This is a genomic window from Rouxiella chamberiensis (assembly GCF_026967475.1).
Taxonomy (GTDB): domain Bacteria; phylum Pseudomonadota; class Gammaproteobacteria; order Enterobacterales; family Enterobacteriaceae; genus Rouxiella; species Rouxiella chamberiensis.
Window position 1 is genome coordinate 3,954,894 of record NZ_CP114058.1, and the last position, 15,605, is coordinate 3,970,498.

At 52.5% G+C, this 15,605-nt stretch carries 11 protein-coding genes and 4 pseudogenes; 7 read left to right on the plus strand and 8 right to left on the minus strand.

The window, feature by feature from the left end; translation table 11 throughout:
* Positions 1-143: 143 nt before the first annotated feature.
* Positions 144-1,055: a LysR family transcriptional regulator gene (locus tag O1V66_RS18390; protein ID WP_045048708.1), complete on the minus strand. Its 912-nt coding sequence runs from the start codon at positions 1,053-1,055 to the stop codon at positions 144-146.
* 258 nt (positions 1,056-1,313) lie between these two features.
* On the opposite strand from O1V66_RS18390, the gene O1V66_RS18395 reads away from it, so the two are divergent.
* Positions 1,314-1,949 carry a helix-turn-helix transcriptional regulator gene (locus tag O1V66_RS18395; RefSeq protein ID WP_045048917.1) on the plus strand — a complete coding sequence of 212 codons (636 nt, stop codon included), beginning with the start codon at positions 1,314-1,316 and terminating at the stop codon, positions 1,947-1,949.
* Here O1V66_RS18395 and O1V66_RS18400 read toward each other — a convergent pair.
* Both O1V66_RS18400 and O1V66_RS18405 read right to left on the minus strand, forming a co-directional pair.
* Entirely contained in the window at positions 1,944-2,906 is a 963-nt protein-coding gene (locus O1V66_RS18400; protein WP_045048707.1) for an ornithine cyclodeaminase family protein, read from the minus strand. The genes O1V66_RS18395 and O1V66_RS18400 overlap by 6 nt on opposite strands.
* Positions 2,903-3,860, minus strand: a pseudogene (locus O1V66_RS18405) (threonine/serine dehydratase). Before O1V66_RS18405 ends, O1V66_RS18400 begins: the two are co-directional and overlap by 4 nt.
* 390 nt (positions 3,861-4,250) lie before the next feature.
* Between O1V66_RS18405 and O1V66_RS18410 the strand changes: the two are divergent.
* Positions 4,251-4,517: a LysR family transcriptional regulator gene (locus O1V66_RS18410; RefSeq protein ID WP_045048705.1), complete on the plus strand. Its 267-nt coding sequence runs from the start codon at positions 4,251-4,253 to the stop codon at positions 4,515-4,517.
* Between the two features lie 439 nt (positions 4,518-4,956).
* A complete protein-coding gene (locus tag O1V66_RS18415; RefSeq protein WP_269127958.1) occupies positions 4,957-5,130 on the plus strand; it encodes a LysR family transcriptional regulator in 174 nt (57 codons plus the stop codon).
* A 195-nt stretch (positions 5,131-5,325) separates the two neighbouring features.
* On the opposite strand, the gene O1V66_RS18420 is transcribed toward O1V66_RS18415, so the two are convergent.
* Positions 5,326-6,450 (minus strand): porin, encoded by a 1,125-nt coding sequence (locus tag O1V66_RS18420; RefSeq protein ID WP_045048703.1) that lies wholly within the window; start codon positions 6,448-6,450, stop codon positions 5,326-5,328.
* A gap of 439 nt (positions 6,451-6,889) precedes the next feature.
* On the opposite strand from O1V66_RS18420, the gene O1V66_RS18425 reads away from it, so the two are divergent.
* Positions 6,890-8,089, plus strand: a complete 1,200-nt coding sequence (locus tag O1V66_RS18425) for an MFS transporter (RefSeq protein WP_045048702.1) — start codon at positions 6,890-6,892, stop codon at positions 8,087-8,089.
* Between the two features lie 38 nt (positions 8,090-8,127).
* Here the strand turns inward: O1V66_RS18425 and O1V66_RS18430 are convergent, their stop codons facing one another.
* Positions 8,128-8,622 (minus strand): GNAT family N-acetyltransferase, encoded by a 495-nt coding sequence (locus tag O1V66_RS18430; RefSeq protein WP_045048701.1) that lies wholly within the window; start codon positions 8,620-8,622, stop codon positions 8,128-8,130.
* A gap of 291 nt (positions 8,623-8,913) precedes the next feature.
* On the opposite strand from O1V66_RS18430, the gene gntR reads away from it, so the two are divergent.
* Positions 8,914-9,915, plus strand: coding sequence for a gluconate operon transcriptional repressor GntR (gene gntR, locus O1V66_RS18435; protein ID WP_269128366.1), 1,002 nt, complete (start codon positions 8,914-8,916; stop codon positions 9,913-9,915).
* 28 nt (positions 9,916-9,943) lie between these two features.
* Here the strand turns inward: gntR and O1V66_RS18440 are convergent, their stop codons facing one another.
* Positions 9,944-10,480, minus strand: coding sequence for a gluconokinase (locus O1V66_RS18440; RefSeq protein WP_045048699.1), 537 nt, complete (start codon positions 10,478-10,480; stop codon positions 9,944-9,946).
* 280 nt (positions 10,481-10,760) lie between these two features.
* Here O1V66_RS18440 and gntT point away from each other — a divergent pair.
* Together gntT and O1V66_RS18450 are read left to right on the plus strand one after the other, a co-directional pair.
* Positions 10,761-12,078 (plus strand): annotated as a pseudogene (gntT, locus tag O1V66_RS18445) (gluconate transporter).
* A gap of 160 nt (positions 12,079-12,238) precedes the next feature.
* Positions 12,239-13,422 (plus strand): annotated as a pseudogene (locus O1V66_RS18450) (NupC/NupG family nucleoside CNT transporter).
* Between the two features lie 48 nt (positions 13,423-13,470).
* On the opposite strand, the gene O1V66_RS18455 reads toward O1V66_RS18450, so the two are convergent.
* Both O1V66_RS18455 and aldA read right to left on the minus strand, forming a co-directional pair.
* Positions 13,471-13,938, minus strand: a complete 468-nt coding sequence (locus tag O1V66_RS18455; protein ID WP_045048696.1) for a DUF3574 domain-containing protein — start codon at positions 13,936-13,938, stop codon at positions 13,471-13,473.
* Between the two features lie 193 nt (positions 13,939-14,131).
* Positions 14,132-15,570, minus strand: a pseudogene (gene aldA / locus O1V66_RS18460) (aldehyde dehydrogenase).
* Positions 15,571-15,605 lie beyond the last annotated feature (35 nt).

The window sequence follows — 15,605 nt, forward strand, 5'->3', positions numbered from 1 at the left end:
AGAATGTCCTCCGGTTGAATTAGCTCGACCATAGGACATGACAATGACATTTCTATTTCAGCAGGATGACGGAATCTAGAATCTCGTGTGGCCGTTTTATGGCAATGTCGTCTTCAGATGAGAGGCCAGGGCCGGAGTTGGCATCACGCAGGGCGTGAATAAATGTCGCCGAAGCCGCTGAAGTCTTTCAATTGCTCAATCCACCATTTTGCAGCATTGCCGCAGGAATTTTCATTCCAGGCCAGATAAGCCATGTCCTGATGACATTCGGCATCCAGCGTTTTTTCGACAAGATCTCCTGACTGCAGATAAGGCTCGGCAAGGTAGCGCGGTAAATAACCGCATCCGAGCGCGGCCGCCTGCGCTGTCACTTTGGCGGTAAAATCATGCACGGTCAGGATTTTTTGCCGATCGAGAATGCGTAAATCTGCGCCGCTGGCGTGTACCGAAGAATCCTGAATCACCACGGCCCGATATTGGCGCACATTTTCGCGATCCAGCGGTTCTTCAAGAGCGGCAAGCGGATGGCGAGGCGAAATGGCGAACACGTAATCCAGCAGGCCGAGCGGGAAGCAGCCAATGCCGACGCGCGTGACCGGTTCACGAACCGCACCAATGATGATATCGGCACGATGATAAAGCAGCGCCTCCCAGGTGCCGGCCAGCACTTCATGGGTAAAGTGCAGCTGCGTGTGCTGATGTTGCTGATAAAACAGATCAATGAGCGGCGTAAGCAGTGACAGAGGCACAGAGGCGTCAAGCGCCAGCGTCAGTTTGCTTTCCCAGCCGCTCTCGACATACTGGGCTTCCTGCTCCAGCTCACTCACCGCCTGAAGCAGCACCCGCCCTTTATCCAGCATCAGTTTTCCGGTGCTGGTAAAGGTCGCCCGGTGACCGGAACGGTCGAGCAGCTTGATGTTCAAGTCGCTCTCCATCTTCTGAATGGTGTAACTCAGCGCGGAGGGCGTTTTGAACAAGGTGGCTGCCGCTGCCGCAAACGAGCCATGACGTTCGAGGGCATCCAGAATCAGCAGGGCTTCAAGGCTTAATTTCATTGGCGAATTCCTGTGTAAAATTCAGCAACATAGTGAGATATCAACCTATCAGCAAGCCGTCGATTTGCCTATTGTTTCGGCGGCATAATCTGTGCGGATACGGACTGTTATTTTTAGGGATGCGGCAGGTCACGCAAAAAATGAAAATAATCACGGATTGATAAAGAGTAGCTGCGCGGTTGCGCATTTGCCGTGGGGATGTCGAGGCGTGGCTTAATGCTGTATTATCAGGCGCTCCAGTCAGAACCGGAAATGCCTATGAGCACCGCCAACGCCTTTCAGCCCGTCAATTATCAGGTTATCGCTGACAGTATTGCGACGCTGCTGTTTCCGCACGCCGAAGTGATTCTCCATGATCTCGCGACTCAGCGCGTGGTACACATCGCCAACAACCTGTCGAAGCGCAAGATTGGCGATGACTCTGCGCTGGATGAACTGCCGGATGACGCGATGTCGGTGCAAAGCATCGGGCCTTACGAGAAGCTGAACTGGGACGGGCAACGCCTGCGTTCCATCACCAGTATTTTGCGCAACGAGCAGGGCGAGGCGGTGATGGCATTGTGCATTAACCTCAACTATTCGGTGCTGGAACAGGCGCGCGATGCGCTGAACCTGTTCTTTCAGGCCAGCCGCCTCATGCCGCAACCCGATGCGCTGTTTCGTGACGACTGGCAGGAGCGTATCAACACTTTTCTGCATGCCTGGCTGCATAAAAACAATCTGGCGCTGAACAGCCTGAGTCGACAGGATAAACGTCAGCTGGTTGAAGCGCTGTATCACGAACGGGCTTTCGAAGGCCGAAGCGCGGTCGATTACGTGGCAAACGTGCTGTCGATGGGCAGGGCCACCGTCTATAAATATGTGAAGGCCCTACGCGAAACCTCCTCGTTATAAGCCCGGCAGTGCCTCGGCGCAGGCTTGCATGGCATAGTCCGCAATTTGCGCGTCCTGCACGGCAACGCCGGTCAAATCGGCCAGCGTGATTTGCTGGTCATTCTCGCGGCCTCGCGTTTCTCCAGCCAGCAGCCAACCCAGTTCAATCAGCTGTTCCTGCCTGATAAGCCCCTGTTTCAGCGCATGGGAAATCTCGCCGTATCGACGGCATTGTTCGATTGAGTCGACCACAATCACTTCTGCACTCGCGACCAAATCGACATCCAGCTCCTGTTTGCCGCCACCGTCTGCGCCGACGGCCGTGATATGCGTACCCGGCTGGATCCACGCCCGTTGCAGCAGCGCCTCGCGTGAGGGCGTGGTGGTGACAATCAGATTGGCATGGCGCGCGACCTGTTCCGCGTCCTGCGTCGTCTCGACCTCAAAACCCAGTGAAGTGGCGAATTCGCGATAGCTCTCGAGCGCCATGTGGTTGCGGCCCCAGACGGTCAGTCGACGGCACGAGGTCAGCGCCATCAGTTGCTCCAGCTGCATCCGCGCCTGAACGCCGGTGCCGAGAATACCTATGCCGGTAATGACACGTGGCGCCAGCGCGCGGGCAACAATTTGCCCGGCCAGAGCGGTACGGATGCAGGTCAACCAGCCTTCATCCTGCAACAATGCGCGCGGTTGTCCGGTTTTGGCCGACAGCACCAGCATCATGCCGTCATTGCTGGGCAATCCTTTTGCCGGATTGTCATAAAAGCCCGTCGAAATTTTGACGGTAAAATGTTCACTGCCTTCAATCCAGGCGGATTTTACACAACAGTCGCCGTTGGCCTGCCCAAAGATAAAATTTTGTACCGGCGGAACCTGTACCTGTCCGCGCGAATAGGCAATAAATCCGTCGACGAGGCGCTGTGCGGCGACGTTCATCTCCATTGCGCCGACTATCTGGGTCTGACTGTAGATTTTCACTGTACGGCATCCAGAAACTTTTCCAGCAGGATGTTGCGGCCGCAGAGAATAACGGCGACTTTTTTGCCCTGATAATCTGCTGCCAGTTTAATGGCTCCCGCCAACGCAACACCTGCCGCGCCTTCAATCATCCAGCGCTCATGTCGCGCTACGGATTTCATGGCCGCGCGGATTTCCTGGTTCGCTGACCAGCACGGTTCTGTCGATCACTTTCTGGCAGAGCGGAAACGTCATGCTGCCGGGCTCGATGCCGCCTGCGGTGCCGTCGGATAAGGTTTCCTGTTCTTCCATCTCGATAATGTGGCCTGCTTCAAGCGATCGTTGCAGGGTAGGTGCATTGGCGGGCCAGCAGCCGATGATTTCCGTGTCCGGTTTACGCTGTGACAACGCCGCGCCGATGCCCGAAATCAGGCCGCCGCCGCCGACCGCGACAAATACCGCATCCACATCGGGTAATTGCTCGACCAACTCCGCGCCAATCGTGCCCTGACCGGCGATGATATCGGCATCGTTATAGGGAGAGATGAACAGTGTCTCCTGCTGGTGCGCCTGTCTGGCCGCTTCAAGTTCGACGGAGAGGGGGTCGGTGTCCAGCGAAATCACCTGCGCGCCATAGGCTTTGATGGCGTCAATTTTCAGCGGCGAAGCGCTGGTGGTGGTATAGACGGTAACCGCAACACCAGCGCGACGGCCCGCCAGCGCCAGCGCCTGACCGTGATTCCCGGAGGAGGCGGTGATCACGCCCTTGTTACGCTGCGAATCATTGAGTTTGAGGATTTTGTTGCTGGCACCACGAAACTTGAACGAACCGGTATGCTGGAGATGTTCGCACTTAAGATAGATTTCGCAGCCGGTGTGCGCCGACAGCGCCGGACTGTGGGTCAGGGCAGTAACAGCAACCTGTGGACGCAGCAAGGCATGTGCAGCGGTAATTTCCTCGGCGAGGCGTGACACATCGATATCGGTGCACTTCATGGACGCTTTCCTAATTAATGGAATTATTATCCACAATAGACATTTAGTCTACTTCTGGCAATGGGTTTTTGTAGTTCGCGGTGTTCTTATCAGCAGTCTGAATGAGAAAGCAGAAGGTAATGCCGCAAACTGTCTGATTTTACCGTTTTCAAATTAAAGATGACCTTTCAGTGTTGTATTATGGCAATTGAGTTGTGGATATCTGAATCATTATTTATCCACACTTTCTAAAGTTTATTTTCTGCTTTTATCTATATTATCCATATTGTTATGGATAAGCCCTATAGGTATGTTGATTTTCTATAGATACACATAAAACTATATTATTCGAGATATTCTCCCAAGGAAAATTGAGTACAAGGATTATTTATGACTATCGAACCTAAAGGAATTAAAGGCTTTCTTGCTATTGTCGAAAACGGAAGTTTTGCCAGCGCCGCGAAAACATTAGGTATCACTACCTCTGCATTATCAATAAGAATGAGCACCCTTGAACGTATCATTGGTGAAAAATTGTTGATTCGTAAGCGACCGTTCATTCTTACTGAAAGCGGTAAGATTTTTTATAATCATGCGCTCAAGTTGCGCGATCTTGAGAGCAGTCTCAGGAAAAAAATAGAAAAAATAGCCTCTTAATTATTACCTCGCGATATGAATCCTGCGTGGCATGGCGTCCATTCAGGATTTTTTTATGCACCTATAATTAAGTTATATTAAATTTACAAGTGATGAAGATTATCATTCTTTCCACAATTCTAATGTTTATTTCAATTTAATAAGTAACCCTTCGCTGCCTGTTTTCATTCGTTTTAAGAATTTTAAGCGAAATTTGCTATTGTTTTAAATTAATTTGTGGCAATTTTACCGCCAGTAACGAGAAGATAAATGATGGTTGTTATCTTAATGTAATTTAAACATGGCAGAGAAGAAAGAAAGCTGTGATTGAAATTATTTTTCGTTGAGTTATTGAGATAACTTGTCTTTTTATGATCCCTCTATGTCGTATTACAAACTATTAAACAAGATAAAGTCTTGATAAATGATCTCAATCCTAAAAAGCTAACAAGGAGTTAACATGTTTTTAGAACCTAAGAGTATTAATGGGTTTCTGGCTATCATCGATAATGGAAATTTTGATAAAGCAGCCAAGATTTTGAACATCACCACTTCTGCGCTTTCCATTCGAGTCAGTTCCTTGAGAAAACCATGGGAGAGAAGCTCATCATCAGAACTCGCCCTTTTAGCCTGACGCAGGCGGGTGAAATATTTTATGAATATGCACTCGAGTTCAAAAAAATGGAGTCGTCACTGAAATCAAGGTTGACTAAATTAGCCGAGTAGTGAAGATAACGTGGATACGGCATAATAAAATACCGAACCAGGCCATCAAGCCGGTTCGGTATTTTTTGTGATGCAGATTTATCACAGTAAACCAGTAAAAAGATTAGAACTGATAGACCAGGCCTACACCCACAATATTGTCGGTATTCACGGCCGCCAGGCGCGTATAGTTATCTTTCTTCAACAGATTGATTTTATAATCGACGTAGGTATACATGTTTTTATTGAAGTAATAGCTGGTGCCGACTTCAACATATTTAACCAACGCATGTTTTCCGCCTTTGTAACTCTTGGTGGCATCTTTATCGTCTTTCACTTCATTCAGTGCCTTGCCGGTTGACTGAATGTAAGAGATTGAAGGGCGCAGACCTTCTGCGAAGCCGTCAACAAACAGGTATTGCGCGACAAGCTCGACGTTCTGCGTCTTGTTGGCAAACTGATTTTTTCCGTAAGGCGTCATGTTGTGTGTTTCGGCATACATGGCGGCGAGGTAGAGTTGATTGGCATCGTATTTCAAGCCGGCAGTCCAGGCATCGGCAGACTGGCCATTCTTGTCGGCAGACTGCGCATCCGTGCGGTCCGATTTTGCATAGGCCGCAGCAATATGGATGCCGCTGCCAAGGTCGTATGAAGTGGACGCGCCCCAGCCGTCGCCGTTTTCGACGCTGGTGTCTCGGTTTTCCGTGCCTTTGCTTCCTTCGTTTTTACCCTGATATTGAAGGGCAAGATTCAGGCCGCTGATGGCGCCAAAGAAGTTGCTGGTGCGCAGGGTGGCCAGATTATTGCCGCGACCGGTCATGAAGTTATCGGTTCTGGCCCAGCTGTCACCGCCGAATTCAGGATTGTTGTCGGTCATGGATTCCACGTCGTAAAGCACGCCAAAGTTGCGGCCGTAATCGAAGGTAGCGATATCGGCGAACTTCAACCCGGCAAATGCCAGTCGAGTTGCACTGCCGCCTGGCGCTGATTCGGGTGCGCTGGTTTTGATGTTATATTCCCACTGACCATAACCGCTTAACGTTTTACTTATTTCCGTTACCCCTTTAAAACCGAGGCGTGCATAGGATTTATCGCCATGCGCATCGGCATTGCTCGAAATATAGTTGAGCCCGACCACTTTTCCGTACAAATCCAGTTGATTTGCATCTTTATTATAAATCTCGGCGGCGTTGGCAACATTCCCCATTAATAGCGTGGAAACAAGTACTGCTAAATATTTGCGCGTCATTATCTCATCCTTATTTTAAATGATTGAATTAAATAAATAGATTTTTATCCCGGAAGGACTTCCACGGTACTGGCAAACAGGAGATATAAAAAACTGTTTTTGAACTTTGTGGTTTATTTGTGATGTTGCTCAATAATGTGGCTGGGGTTATTAAATTCAATTAAATAAGGAGGTTGAATAATTAAATAATATAAACTTGCGTGATGTAAATAATTAATGATTCTCTTAACGGACTTGAATTAATCGATCCATTAAAAAATTCCTTTTTTAAAATACAGCTTAACAATCTGAATTAATAAGTTACTGATACTCATGTTTAATGGCTCGATATTGGCATGACGTTGAATAAATAATCTATTCTCAATACAGTGGCTATCAGGGGTTTGCCGGCAGTGTTAGCGGCAGACTGTCTTGAATCTAATCGAGATTTCTCATTTCAATGTCGTCCAGCGCAGCTCAAACGGCCCGACCGGCCAACGTCAATCTCCAGATCCTCGGCATTATGGTTTTGAATTTTGCCAATTACCTGACCATCGGTTTGCCGCTGGCGGTACTGCCGGGTTATGTGCATGACAGTCTGGGGTTCAGTGCCTTCTGGGCGGGCGTCGCCATCAGTATGCAATATTTCGCCACGCTGCTGAGTCGCCCTCACGCGGGTCGCTACGCCGATCTGCTGGGCGCCAAAAAGGTGGTGCTCATCGGCCTTTCCGGCTGCCTGCTAAGCGGCGTCTTTTATCTTCTGGCGCTGTGGCAAGCCGATTCGCCAGTCACCAGTCTGGTTTTACTGTGCATCGGCAGGGGCGTTTTGGGCGTGGGGCAAAGTTTTGCCGGTACGGGGTCAACACTTTGGGGAATTGGCCGTGTAGGCTCGTTGCATATCGGCAAGGTTATCTCATGGAGCGGAGTAATGACCTACGGGGCGATGGCGGTCGGCGCACCGCTCGGCGTGTGGATATTTCACCTCGGCGGCCTCGCCTTGCTGGCGGGACTGATTATCGGCGTTGCCTTGGCGGCGCTCCTGCTGGCGATGAGCAAAGAGGGCGTACAGCGTGGCACAAGTAGCGTAATTCCTTTCCGCCAGGTACTTGGCAACGTGCTGCCCTATGGCATGGTGCTCGGCCTGGCCTCCTGCGGTTTTGGCGTCATCGCCACCTTTATCACGCTGTTTTATGATGCGAGGGGATGGAGCGGCGGCGCTTTTGCCCTGACGCTGTTCAGCTCGGCCTTTGTCTGCATGCGGCTGCTTTTTCCAAATATTATCAATAGATTCGGCGGGCAGCGCGTCGCCCTGGCGTGTTTCTTCTTCGAAGCGACGGGACTCCTCATGGTATGGGCCGCGCCTATCCCGCCCATGGCGCTGGCAGGCGCGATGCTGACCGGTGCAGGCTTCTCGCTGGTCTTTCCGGCGCTGGGCGTCGTGGCGGTAAAACGTCTGCCTCAGCAGAATCAGGGCAGTGCGCTGGCGACCTATACGGCTTTCATGGATCTTTCGCTGGGGATAACAGGCCCGCTGGCGGGAATTCTGATAACCCACGCGGGTGTGCCGTCGATTTATCTGGCCGCCGCTTTCGCGGTGTTGCTCAGTGCGGCGCTGGTAGCGCGTCTGATGCAGAAAGATAAAACACGCGTCCTGGAGTGATTTCCCCGCCTGCGCTTTGGCGAGAGGGGGAGAACACATTAGATACGCACTCGGCCCATGTGGTGTGCGGCGACCAGTTTGCCCTCGCGCATGGCAAATCCTTCCGACGTGCCTTCCAGCACGAAATCGAATTTTTTATACAGCGCAATCGCCGCCGGATTATCGACAAATACCGTGAGTTCCACGCGACTGATGCCCAGCCAGTTGTCGCAAAGATCCAGCACGGCGGCAAGCAGCCTGCTGCCTACGCCTTGTCCCTGAAATTCAGGATGCACGCCCATACCAAAGGTTGCCGTATGACGGCGGCGCATTGAAGGATTCACGTGAAGCATTATCTGCCCCACGACGCGCTCGCCAAAGCAGGCGACAAGATTGTAGGTGCCGGGAGCGATGTCTGCGAGCCGTTTCTGCCAAAGACCGGATGCAGGAAACGGCAGTTGCAGCGTGTCGCCGAACACCTGTTCCTCACTATAAAGCTTATGCAACTGGGCATAATCTTCGGGTTCGACATGGCGGATTTCAATCTGGCTCATCGACGGCTCCTTGAAGGGATGAGGGTAATAACCTCTTAATTTATCAGTCTATTTTATTTAAGCAATTTAAAAATCGAACGAAAAAAGTGCTTTACAAGTGCGAATGATAATGATTATTATTGTCATGCGTTCCGGGGTGGCTATTCACCATAGTCAAACGGGTCCCTGGAAAGCACGACATTGCTCACATTGCTTCCAGTATTATTTTAGCCAGCCGGGTGCTGGCTTTTTTTTGTCCCAAAGTGTGTCATTTCTTGCTAAAATTCCTCCCTGTTCCCTCTATCCCAGTTCATTGAAAATGAAGAAAAAAGGCCAGTGCTTCAGGACGTCGCCGATCGGGTGGGTGTAACCAAAATGACGGTGAGCCGTTATTTACGCAACCCCGAACAGGTTTCTCTGCTGTTGCAGGAGAAGATAGCCACTGCGCTGGACGAGCTGGGATACATTCCGAATCGTGCGCCCGATATTCTTTCCAATGCCAAGAGTCGCGCCATCGGCGTATTGCTGCCCTCGCTGACCAACCAGGTTTTTGCGGAAGTGCTGCGCGGTATCGAGAGCATCACGGATATTCACGGGTATCAGACCATGCTCGCGCACTACGGTTACAGCGCCGAGCGGGAAGAGCAACGGCTGACCTCGCTGCTTTCCTATAACATCGACGGGCTGATTCTTTCCGAACGTAATCACTCTGCAAGAACCTTGAAGATGATAGAAGTCGCCGGGATCCCCGTGGTTGAAATGATGGATTGCATCTCGCCCTGCGTCGACCTCGCCGTAGGCTTCAACAACTTTGAAGCCGCACGACAAATGACCCAGCAGATTATTGCCCACGGGCATCGTCACGTGGTCTATTTCGGCGCACGTCAGGATGAACGAACCTTAATCAAGCAGCAGGGTTATGAGCAGGCGATGCGGGAATCGGGGTTGCAGCCTTACAGCGTGATGACGACGCGATCGTCGAGTTATACCGCCGGAGCCGAACTGCTCAAGCAGGCGCAGCGCGACTATCCTCAAATCGACAGCATCTTCTGTACCAACGATGACCTTGCGGCCGGGGCGTTTTTCGAATGTCTGCGGCAGGGATTGCATATTCCGAAACAAATGGCGATAGCCGGCTTCCATGGCCACAATATGGGTCAGGCCATGGAGCCGAGGCTTGCCAGCGTGCTGACGCCGCGTGAACGTATGGGGCAGATAACCGCCGAACGTTTACTGGCGCGGCTACGCGGAGAAGAGGTCGTGCCAAAAATGGTCGATGTCGGCTTTACGATTTCGGCGGGCGGCAGTATTTAATCTGTCTCCCGCACGACGTCGGCGTCTATCAGGCCTCGGCAGCAATCGTGATGGCGTGTGCGTTTTCCAGCGCCGTCACGCAGCGTTTCACCACCCCTTCAATCTGATGGTCGATATTCACCCGCACGACATCCGGCTCGTCTTCGCCCGGCTCTTCCAGTGCAGCAAACTGACTCTTCAGCATATCTGGCGAGAAGAAATGCCCTGCGCGCGCTTTCAGACGTTGCAGGATCACATCTTCGCTGCCTTTGAGATAAAGAAAGATAATCCCCTCGTTGCCTTTACGCAGCGCATCGCGGTAGCGACGCTTCAGCGCGGAGCAGACGATCAGGCCGGTTTCGTTTTTGTGTTTGAGGCTGTAAGCCGCATCACTTAAACGTTCCAGCCAGGGAGCGCGATCGTCATCGTTCAGAGGTTGGCCGCTGGCCATTTTCTGGATATTGGCGCGAGGGTGCAGATCGTCGCCGTCGATGAATTTAGCATGAATTGCTTGTGCTACGGCTGCGCCGACGGTGGTTTTACCGCTGCCAGACACACCCATCAAAATGATGCTTTGTCCTGCCATAAGTTTGATCTCTGTCCCATATTTAGAATTTACCCGAGCGGGTCATTCCTTATATTAGCATGTTACCGGTATCATGATACCGGTAACAAATGGAGGTGTGACTAATATCACAAAGGGATATGTATAAATTTTAGCGCTGTCTTGCAATTCGACCTGCGCTGAACACGCAAACTTACAAAAAAATATCACTCGCGCACTGTTATCTGGACCGCGATGCCTTGGCTTTCAAGGAAGGGCGTTAAGGTTTGGCGGGACAGAGAAGGGCGGAAGGGGAAAAGTTATGCCATTAGTCATCGTTGCAGTCGGTGTCGCACTGCTGCTGTTACTTATGATCCGATTCAAATTAAACGGTTTTATTGCCTTGATCCTCGTCGCGCTGGCTGTTGGCGTGATGCAGGGAATGCCGGTAGATAAAGTCATTACTTCAATCAAAAACGGCGTGGGCGGCACGTTGGGCAGTCTGGCTCTCATCATGGGCTTTGGTGCCATGCTGGGTAAACTGCTGGCCGATTGCGGCGGTGCACAGCGCATTGCCACCACGCTTATCGACAAATTCGGCGTCAAATACATTCAGTGGGCATTGGTTGTCACCGGTTTTATCGTCGGCTTCGCGCTGGTTCTATGAAGTCGGTTTCGTGCTGATGCTGCCGCTGGTGTTCTCCGTTGCCTCGGCTGCCCGTTTGCCGCTGCTGTATGTCGGCGTGCCGATGGCGGCGGCGTTGTCGGTAACGCACGGTTTCCTGCCTCCGCATCCCGGACCGACGGCGATCGCGACCATTTTCCACGCGGATATGGGCAAGACGCTGCTGTACGGCGCCATTCTCGGCATTCCTACCGTTATTTTGGCCGGTCCGGTGTTTGCCCGTTTCCTGAAAGGTATCGACAAGCCGGTTCCGCAGGGTTTGTATAACCCGAAAGTGTTTACCGAAGCCGAAATGCCTGGTTTTGGCGTGAGTGTTGCCACTTCGCTGGTGCCGGTGATTCTGATGGCCTTCCGCGCGATTACCGAAATGATCGTGCCGAAAGGTCACCCGATTCTGTCCTACGCCGAGTTCTTCGGCGATCCGGTTATGGCAACGCTGATTGCCGTGCTTATCGCCATCTTCACCTTCGGGCTGAATCGCGGTCGCAAGATGGATGAAGTGATGGGCACCATCTCGGATTCAATCAAGATTATTGCCATGATGCTGCTGATTATCGGCGGTGGCGGTGCCTTCAAGCAGGTGCTGGTCGACAGCGGCGTAGATAAATACATCGCGGGACTGATGCAGGGCAGCACGCTGTCGCCTATTCTGCTGGCATGGACCATCGCCGCAGTGCTGCGTCTGGCGCTGGGTTCGGCGACCGTTGCAGCCATTACCGCGGGCGGTATTGCCGCGCCGCTTATCGCCACCACCGGCGTCAGCCCGGAGTTGATGGTGATTGCCGTAGGCTCGGGCAGCGTGATTTTCTCTCACGTCAACGATCCGGGGTTCTGGCTGTTTAAAGAGTATTTCAACCTGACCATCGGTGAAACCCTCAAGTCCTGGTCCGTGCTGGAAACCATTATTTCTGTTTCCGGTCTGGTGGGTTGCCTGATACTTTCCAATATTATCTAGTCTGTCTGACAGCGTTCTGTCCTGCCTTACTGGCGTCAGGACGCTGTCTTCTCCCTTAAGTCTCCCGCCATTAAGTAAATAAAGCTTCAAGAAGGATGAAAGGCGCTCAAAATTGTGGCTCAATACGGCCAAATTATTATTGGCTGCTGGATAACCTTCTATGCCCCCCGTTTTGCACTTTATATTGGCTCTCGCCGTCATCTTCTTCCTCGCGTTCATTTTCAGTAACGATCGCAAAAAATCCGTCCGCGGGTCATTCTGCAACTGGTTGTTATCGAGGGTTTGCTGGCGTGGTTCTTCCTGCATGCGACCAGCGGTCTGGCCATCGTCACCGCCGTCTCCGGATTCTTTGAAAACCTTTTAACCTACGCGGCGCAGGGTTCCGATTTTGTCTTTGGCGGAATGAGCAAGGCGGGGCTGGCGTTTATTTTCCTTGGCGTGCTTTGCCCGATTATCTTTATTTCGGCCTTGATCGGTATCCTGCAGCATTTACGTATTTTGCCGCTGCTCATCCGCATTGTCGGCACGTTGCTGTCGAAGATTAACGGCATGGGTAAACTGGAATCCTTCAATGCGGTCAGCACGTTGATTCTGGGTCAGTCGGAAAACTTTATCGCCTACAAAGGGGTGCTGGCGGAGATTTCACCGCGTCGTCTTTATTCGATGGCGGCAGCGGCGATGTCGACCGTTTCGCTGTCCATCGTGGGCGCGTATATGACGATGATTGAGCCGAAATACGTGGTTGCTGCGCTGATTCTGAATATGTTCAGCACCTTTATCATCCTGTCTATCATCAACCCGACGCCTGTCGGCGACGAGCCGGACATCAAGCTCGACAAGCTGCACGAAGATCAGAGTTTCTTCGAAATGCTCGGCGAATATATTCTGGCCGGTTTCAAGGTTGCGGTCATCATCATGGCGATGCTGATTGGTTTTATCGCCATTATTGCCGCCATCAATGCCCTGTTTACCGCCATCTTCGGCATCAGCTTCCAGCATATTCTGGGTTACGTGTTTTATCCGTTTGCCTGGCTGATTGGCATTCCTGCGCCTGACGCACTCAAAGCCGCCAGCATCATGGCGACCAAGCTTGTCACCAACGAATTTGTCGCAATGATTGATTTAAAGAAAATCGCGACCGAATTGTCGCCGCGCGGGTTGGGCATTCTTTCCGTATTCCTGGTCTCTTTCGCCAACTTTGCGTCCATCGGCATTGTGGCGGGCGCGATTAAGGGGCTGAATGAAAATCAGGGCAACGTGGTGTCTCGCTACGCGCTGAAACTGGTTTATGGCTCGACGCTGGTCAGCCTGCTCTCCGCCGCGTTCGCGGGATTAGTGTTGTAAATTATTGGCATAAAGTAAAAACCCGGCCACTGCGCCGGGTTTTTTTGTCTAGAAATCAACACACGCAGAATTGTCGACCTGCATGACGGAATCCTGCTGGAACTGCTGTTTATACAGAGCGCGGATCTCGCCGATTTTCTTCTGCGCTTCGGCGCTGTCTTCATGAATCAGCACCAATGCCTTGCTGTTTTCCTTAATCACCACGCCTTCGCTGCGCAGCCATTGCCCCTTGGCATCGAACACGCTCAGGCCGTCCTTGAAGCGCGGCGTCACCGTTTTATCGACAAAGGTCTGCCATTGTGCGGCGCTGACCGGTGCCGCGTTATGACGACTTAACCCAAAGTACAGGGTGGTTTGCCTCATCGGGTTGCCGGTTTTGCAGGTCAGGGCAGGCGTCGGTTTGGCGGCTACTTCAGTAGCCTGTGGCGGAAAAGGCGCTTGCGGCGCGGGTCGCGGGGCAGCGCAGCCGGTCAAGGCGAACGCCACGCAGGCGGCAAACAAAGCAGGGGTCTTCATGACAGATTCCTTGTGATTGACTATTAATGACGGTGCGCTTTTTCCGCACCGTCTGCGCCGCACTCTGCAAGACAATGTTATCGCACGCGGCCGCTGACCCCATCATAGAGTCTGGCCGCTCGAATCGCCAATCACCTGACGTATTGAAAACCCCCGCTATTTTACGTCTCGCTGCGCGGGTAGCGGCGTAAGCCTACTGATATTGAAGATAGGCGACGTGAGTCTGCAAATACTCCTCCAGACCATGACGACCATCCGCGCCGCCAATCCCGGACTTACGCCAGCCCGCATGGAAGCCCTGCATCGCCTCGAAGTTTTCCCGATTCACATAGGTTTCGCCAAACTTGAGTTTTTTAGCGCCGTCATCGCGGTATTGATATTTTGCGTGTAGATAGCCGACGTCAGGCCATATTCGCTGTCATTTGCCAGCGTAATCACTTCTTCGAGCGTTTTGAAGGTGGTGACGGGAAGTACGGGGCCGAAAATTTCATGCTGCATGATGTCCATGTCCTGACGCACATCGGTCAGGATGGTGGGCTGGAAGAAGAAGCCCCTGTCACCGGCCCGTTTGCCGCCGAGCAGCACTTTCGCGCCCTGCTCGACGGCGGCAGCGACTTTGTCCTCAACCCGTTGCAGGGCATCGGCGCTGATGAGCGGCCCCATATCCAGATCGTTCTCCTCGGCGGTATCACCAAATTTCACCTGTTCGAACGCCTGGCTCAACCGGGTCATGAACTGGTCATAAATCTCTTCCTGCACATATAGACGTTCGGCGCAGTTACATACCTGTCCGGTATTGATCACGCGAGAACTGACGATGGCCTTCACCGCGAGGTCGAGGTCGGCATCGTTCATGACGATGGCCGGTGCCTTGCCGCCCAGCTCCAGCGAAACTTTGGTCACGTTTTGCGCGGCGGCTATCATGGTCTGAATTCCGGCGTTTACGCTGCCCGTCAGGCTGACCATGCCGACTTTCGGGTTGGCGGCGAGCTCGTGGCCGACCACAGGGCCGGTGCCGGTTACCAGATTGAAGACGCCTTTCGGCAGGCCAATCTCGTCGACGATTTCGGCAAAGATAATGGCGTTGTTCGGCGTCGGTTCGCTGGGTTTGATAACGATGGTGTTGCCGGTCAGCAGGGCGGGCGCGGCTTTACGGGCAATCAGAAAGAACGGGAAGTTCCACGGCAAGATACCGGTGGTAACGCCGATGGCTTTCTTGAACACCAGGATATTTTCGTTCGGCCGATCGCTCTGAACAATTTCGCCCTCATAGCGGCGCGCCCATTCGGCGACGTAGTCCAGGTAGTCGGCGGTAAACAGCACCTCGGTTTGCGCCAATCCGCGCGTCTTGCCGCCTTCGGCGATAATGGTGTCGGTGATTTCTGCCTCGCGCTGACGAATGCCTTGCGCAATCTTGTGCAGATACACGCCACGTTCAACCGCAGGCAGTGCCTCCCAGCCGTCCTGCGCGGCGTGCGCGGCATCGATGGCGCGTCTGGCATCTTCGGCGCGGCCTTCCGGCACCTGCGAGATAACACGCTCGGTGGCGGGATTAATCACATCAATCCATTGGTCACTCTGGTTTTCTACAAACTGGCCGTCGATATACATGCGCTGTTGAATAATAGTCATGGGCAGATTCTCCTGTGATAGCGGGTGTTTATTCC

What these genes read in the sequence shown, in the direction of transcription:
- O1V66_RS18390 (WP_045048708.1), bottom strand. Translation starts at nt 1,055, where the DNA reads ATGAAATTAAGCCTTGAAGCCCTGCTGATTCTGGATGCCCTCGAACGT.
- O1V66_RS18395 (WP_045048917.1), top strand. Translation starts at nt 1,314, where the DNA reads ATGAGCACCGCCAACGCCTTTCAGCCCGTCAATTATCAGGTTATCGCT.
- O1V66_RS18410 (WP_045048705.1), top strand. Translation starts at nt 4,251, where the DNA reads ATGACTATCGAACCTAAAGGAATTAAAGGCTTTCTTGCTATTGTCGAA.
- O1V66_RS18415 (WP_269127958.1), top strand. Translation starts at nt 4,957, where the DNA reads ATGTTTTTAGAACCTAAGAGTATTAATGGGTTTCTGGCTATCATCGAT.
- O1V66_RS18420 (WP_045048703.1), bottom strand. Translation starts at nt 6,450, where the DNA reads ATGACGCGCAAATATTTAGCAGTACTTGTTTCCACGCTATTAATGGGG.
- O1V66_RS18425 (WP_045048702.1), top strand. Translation starts at nt 6,890, where the DNA reads ATGTCGTCCAGCGCAGCTCAAACGGCCCGACCGGCCAACGTCAATCTC.
- O1V66_RS18430 (WP_045048701.1), bottom strand. Translation starts at nt 8,622, where the DNA reads ATGAGCCAGATTGAAATCCGCCATGTCGAACCCGAAGATTATGCCCAG.
- O1V66_RS18440 (WP_045048699.1), bottom strand. Translation starts at nt 10,480, where the DNA reads ATGGCAGGACAAAGCATCATTTTGATGGGTGTGTCTGGCAGCGGTAAA.
- O1V66_RS18455 (WP_045048696.1), bottom strand. Translation starts at nt 13,938, where the DNA reads ATGAAGACCCCTGCTTTGTTTGCCGCCTGCGTGGCGTTCGCCTTGACC.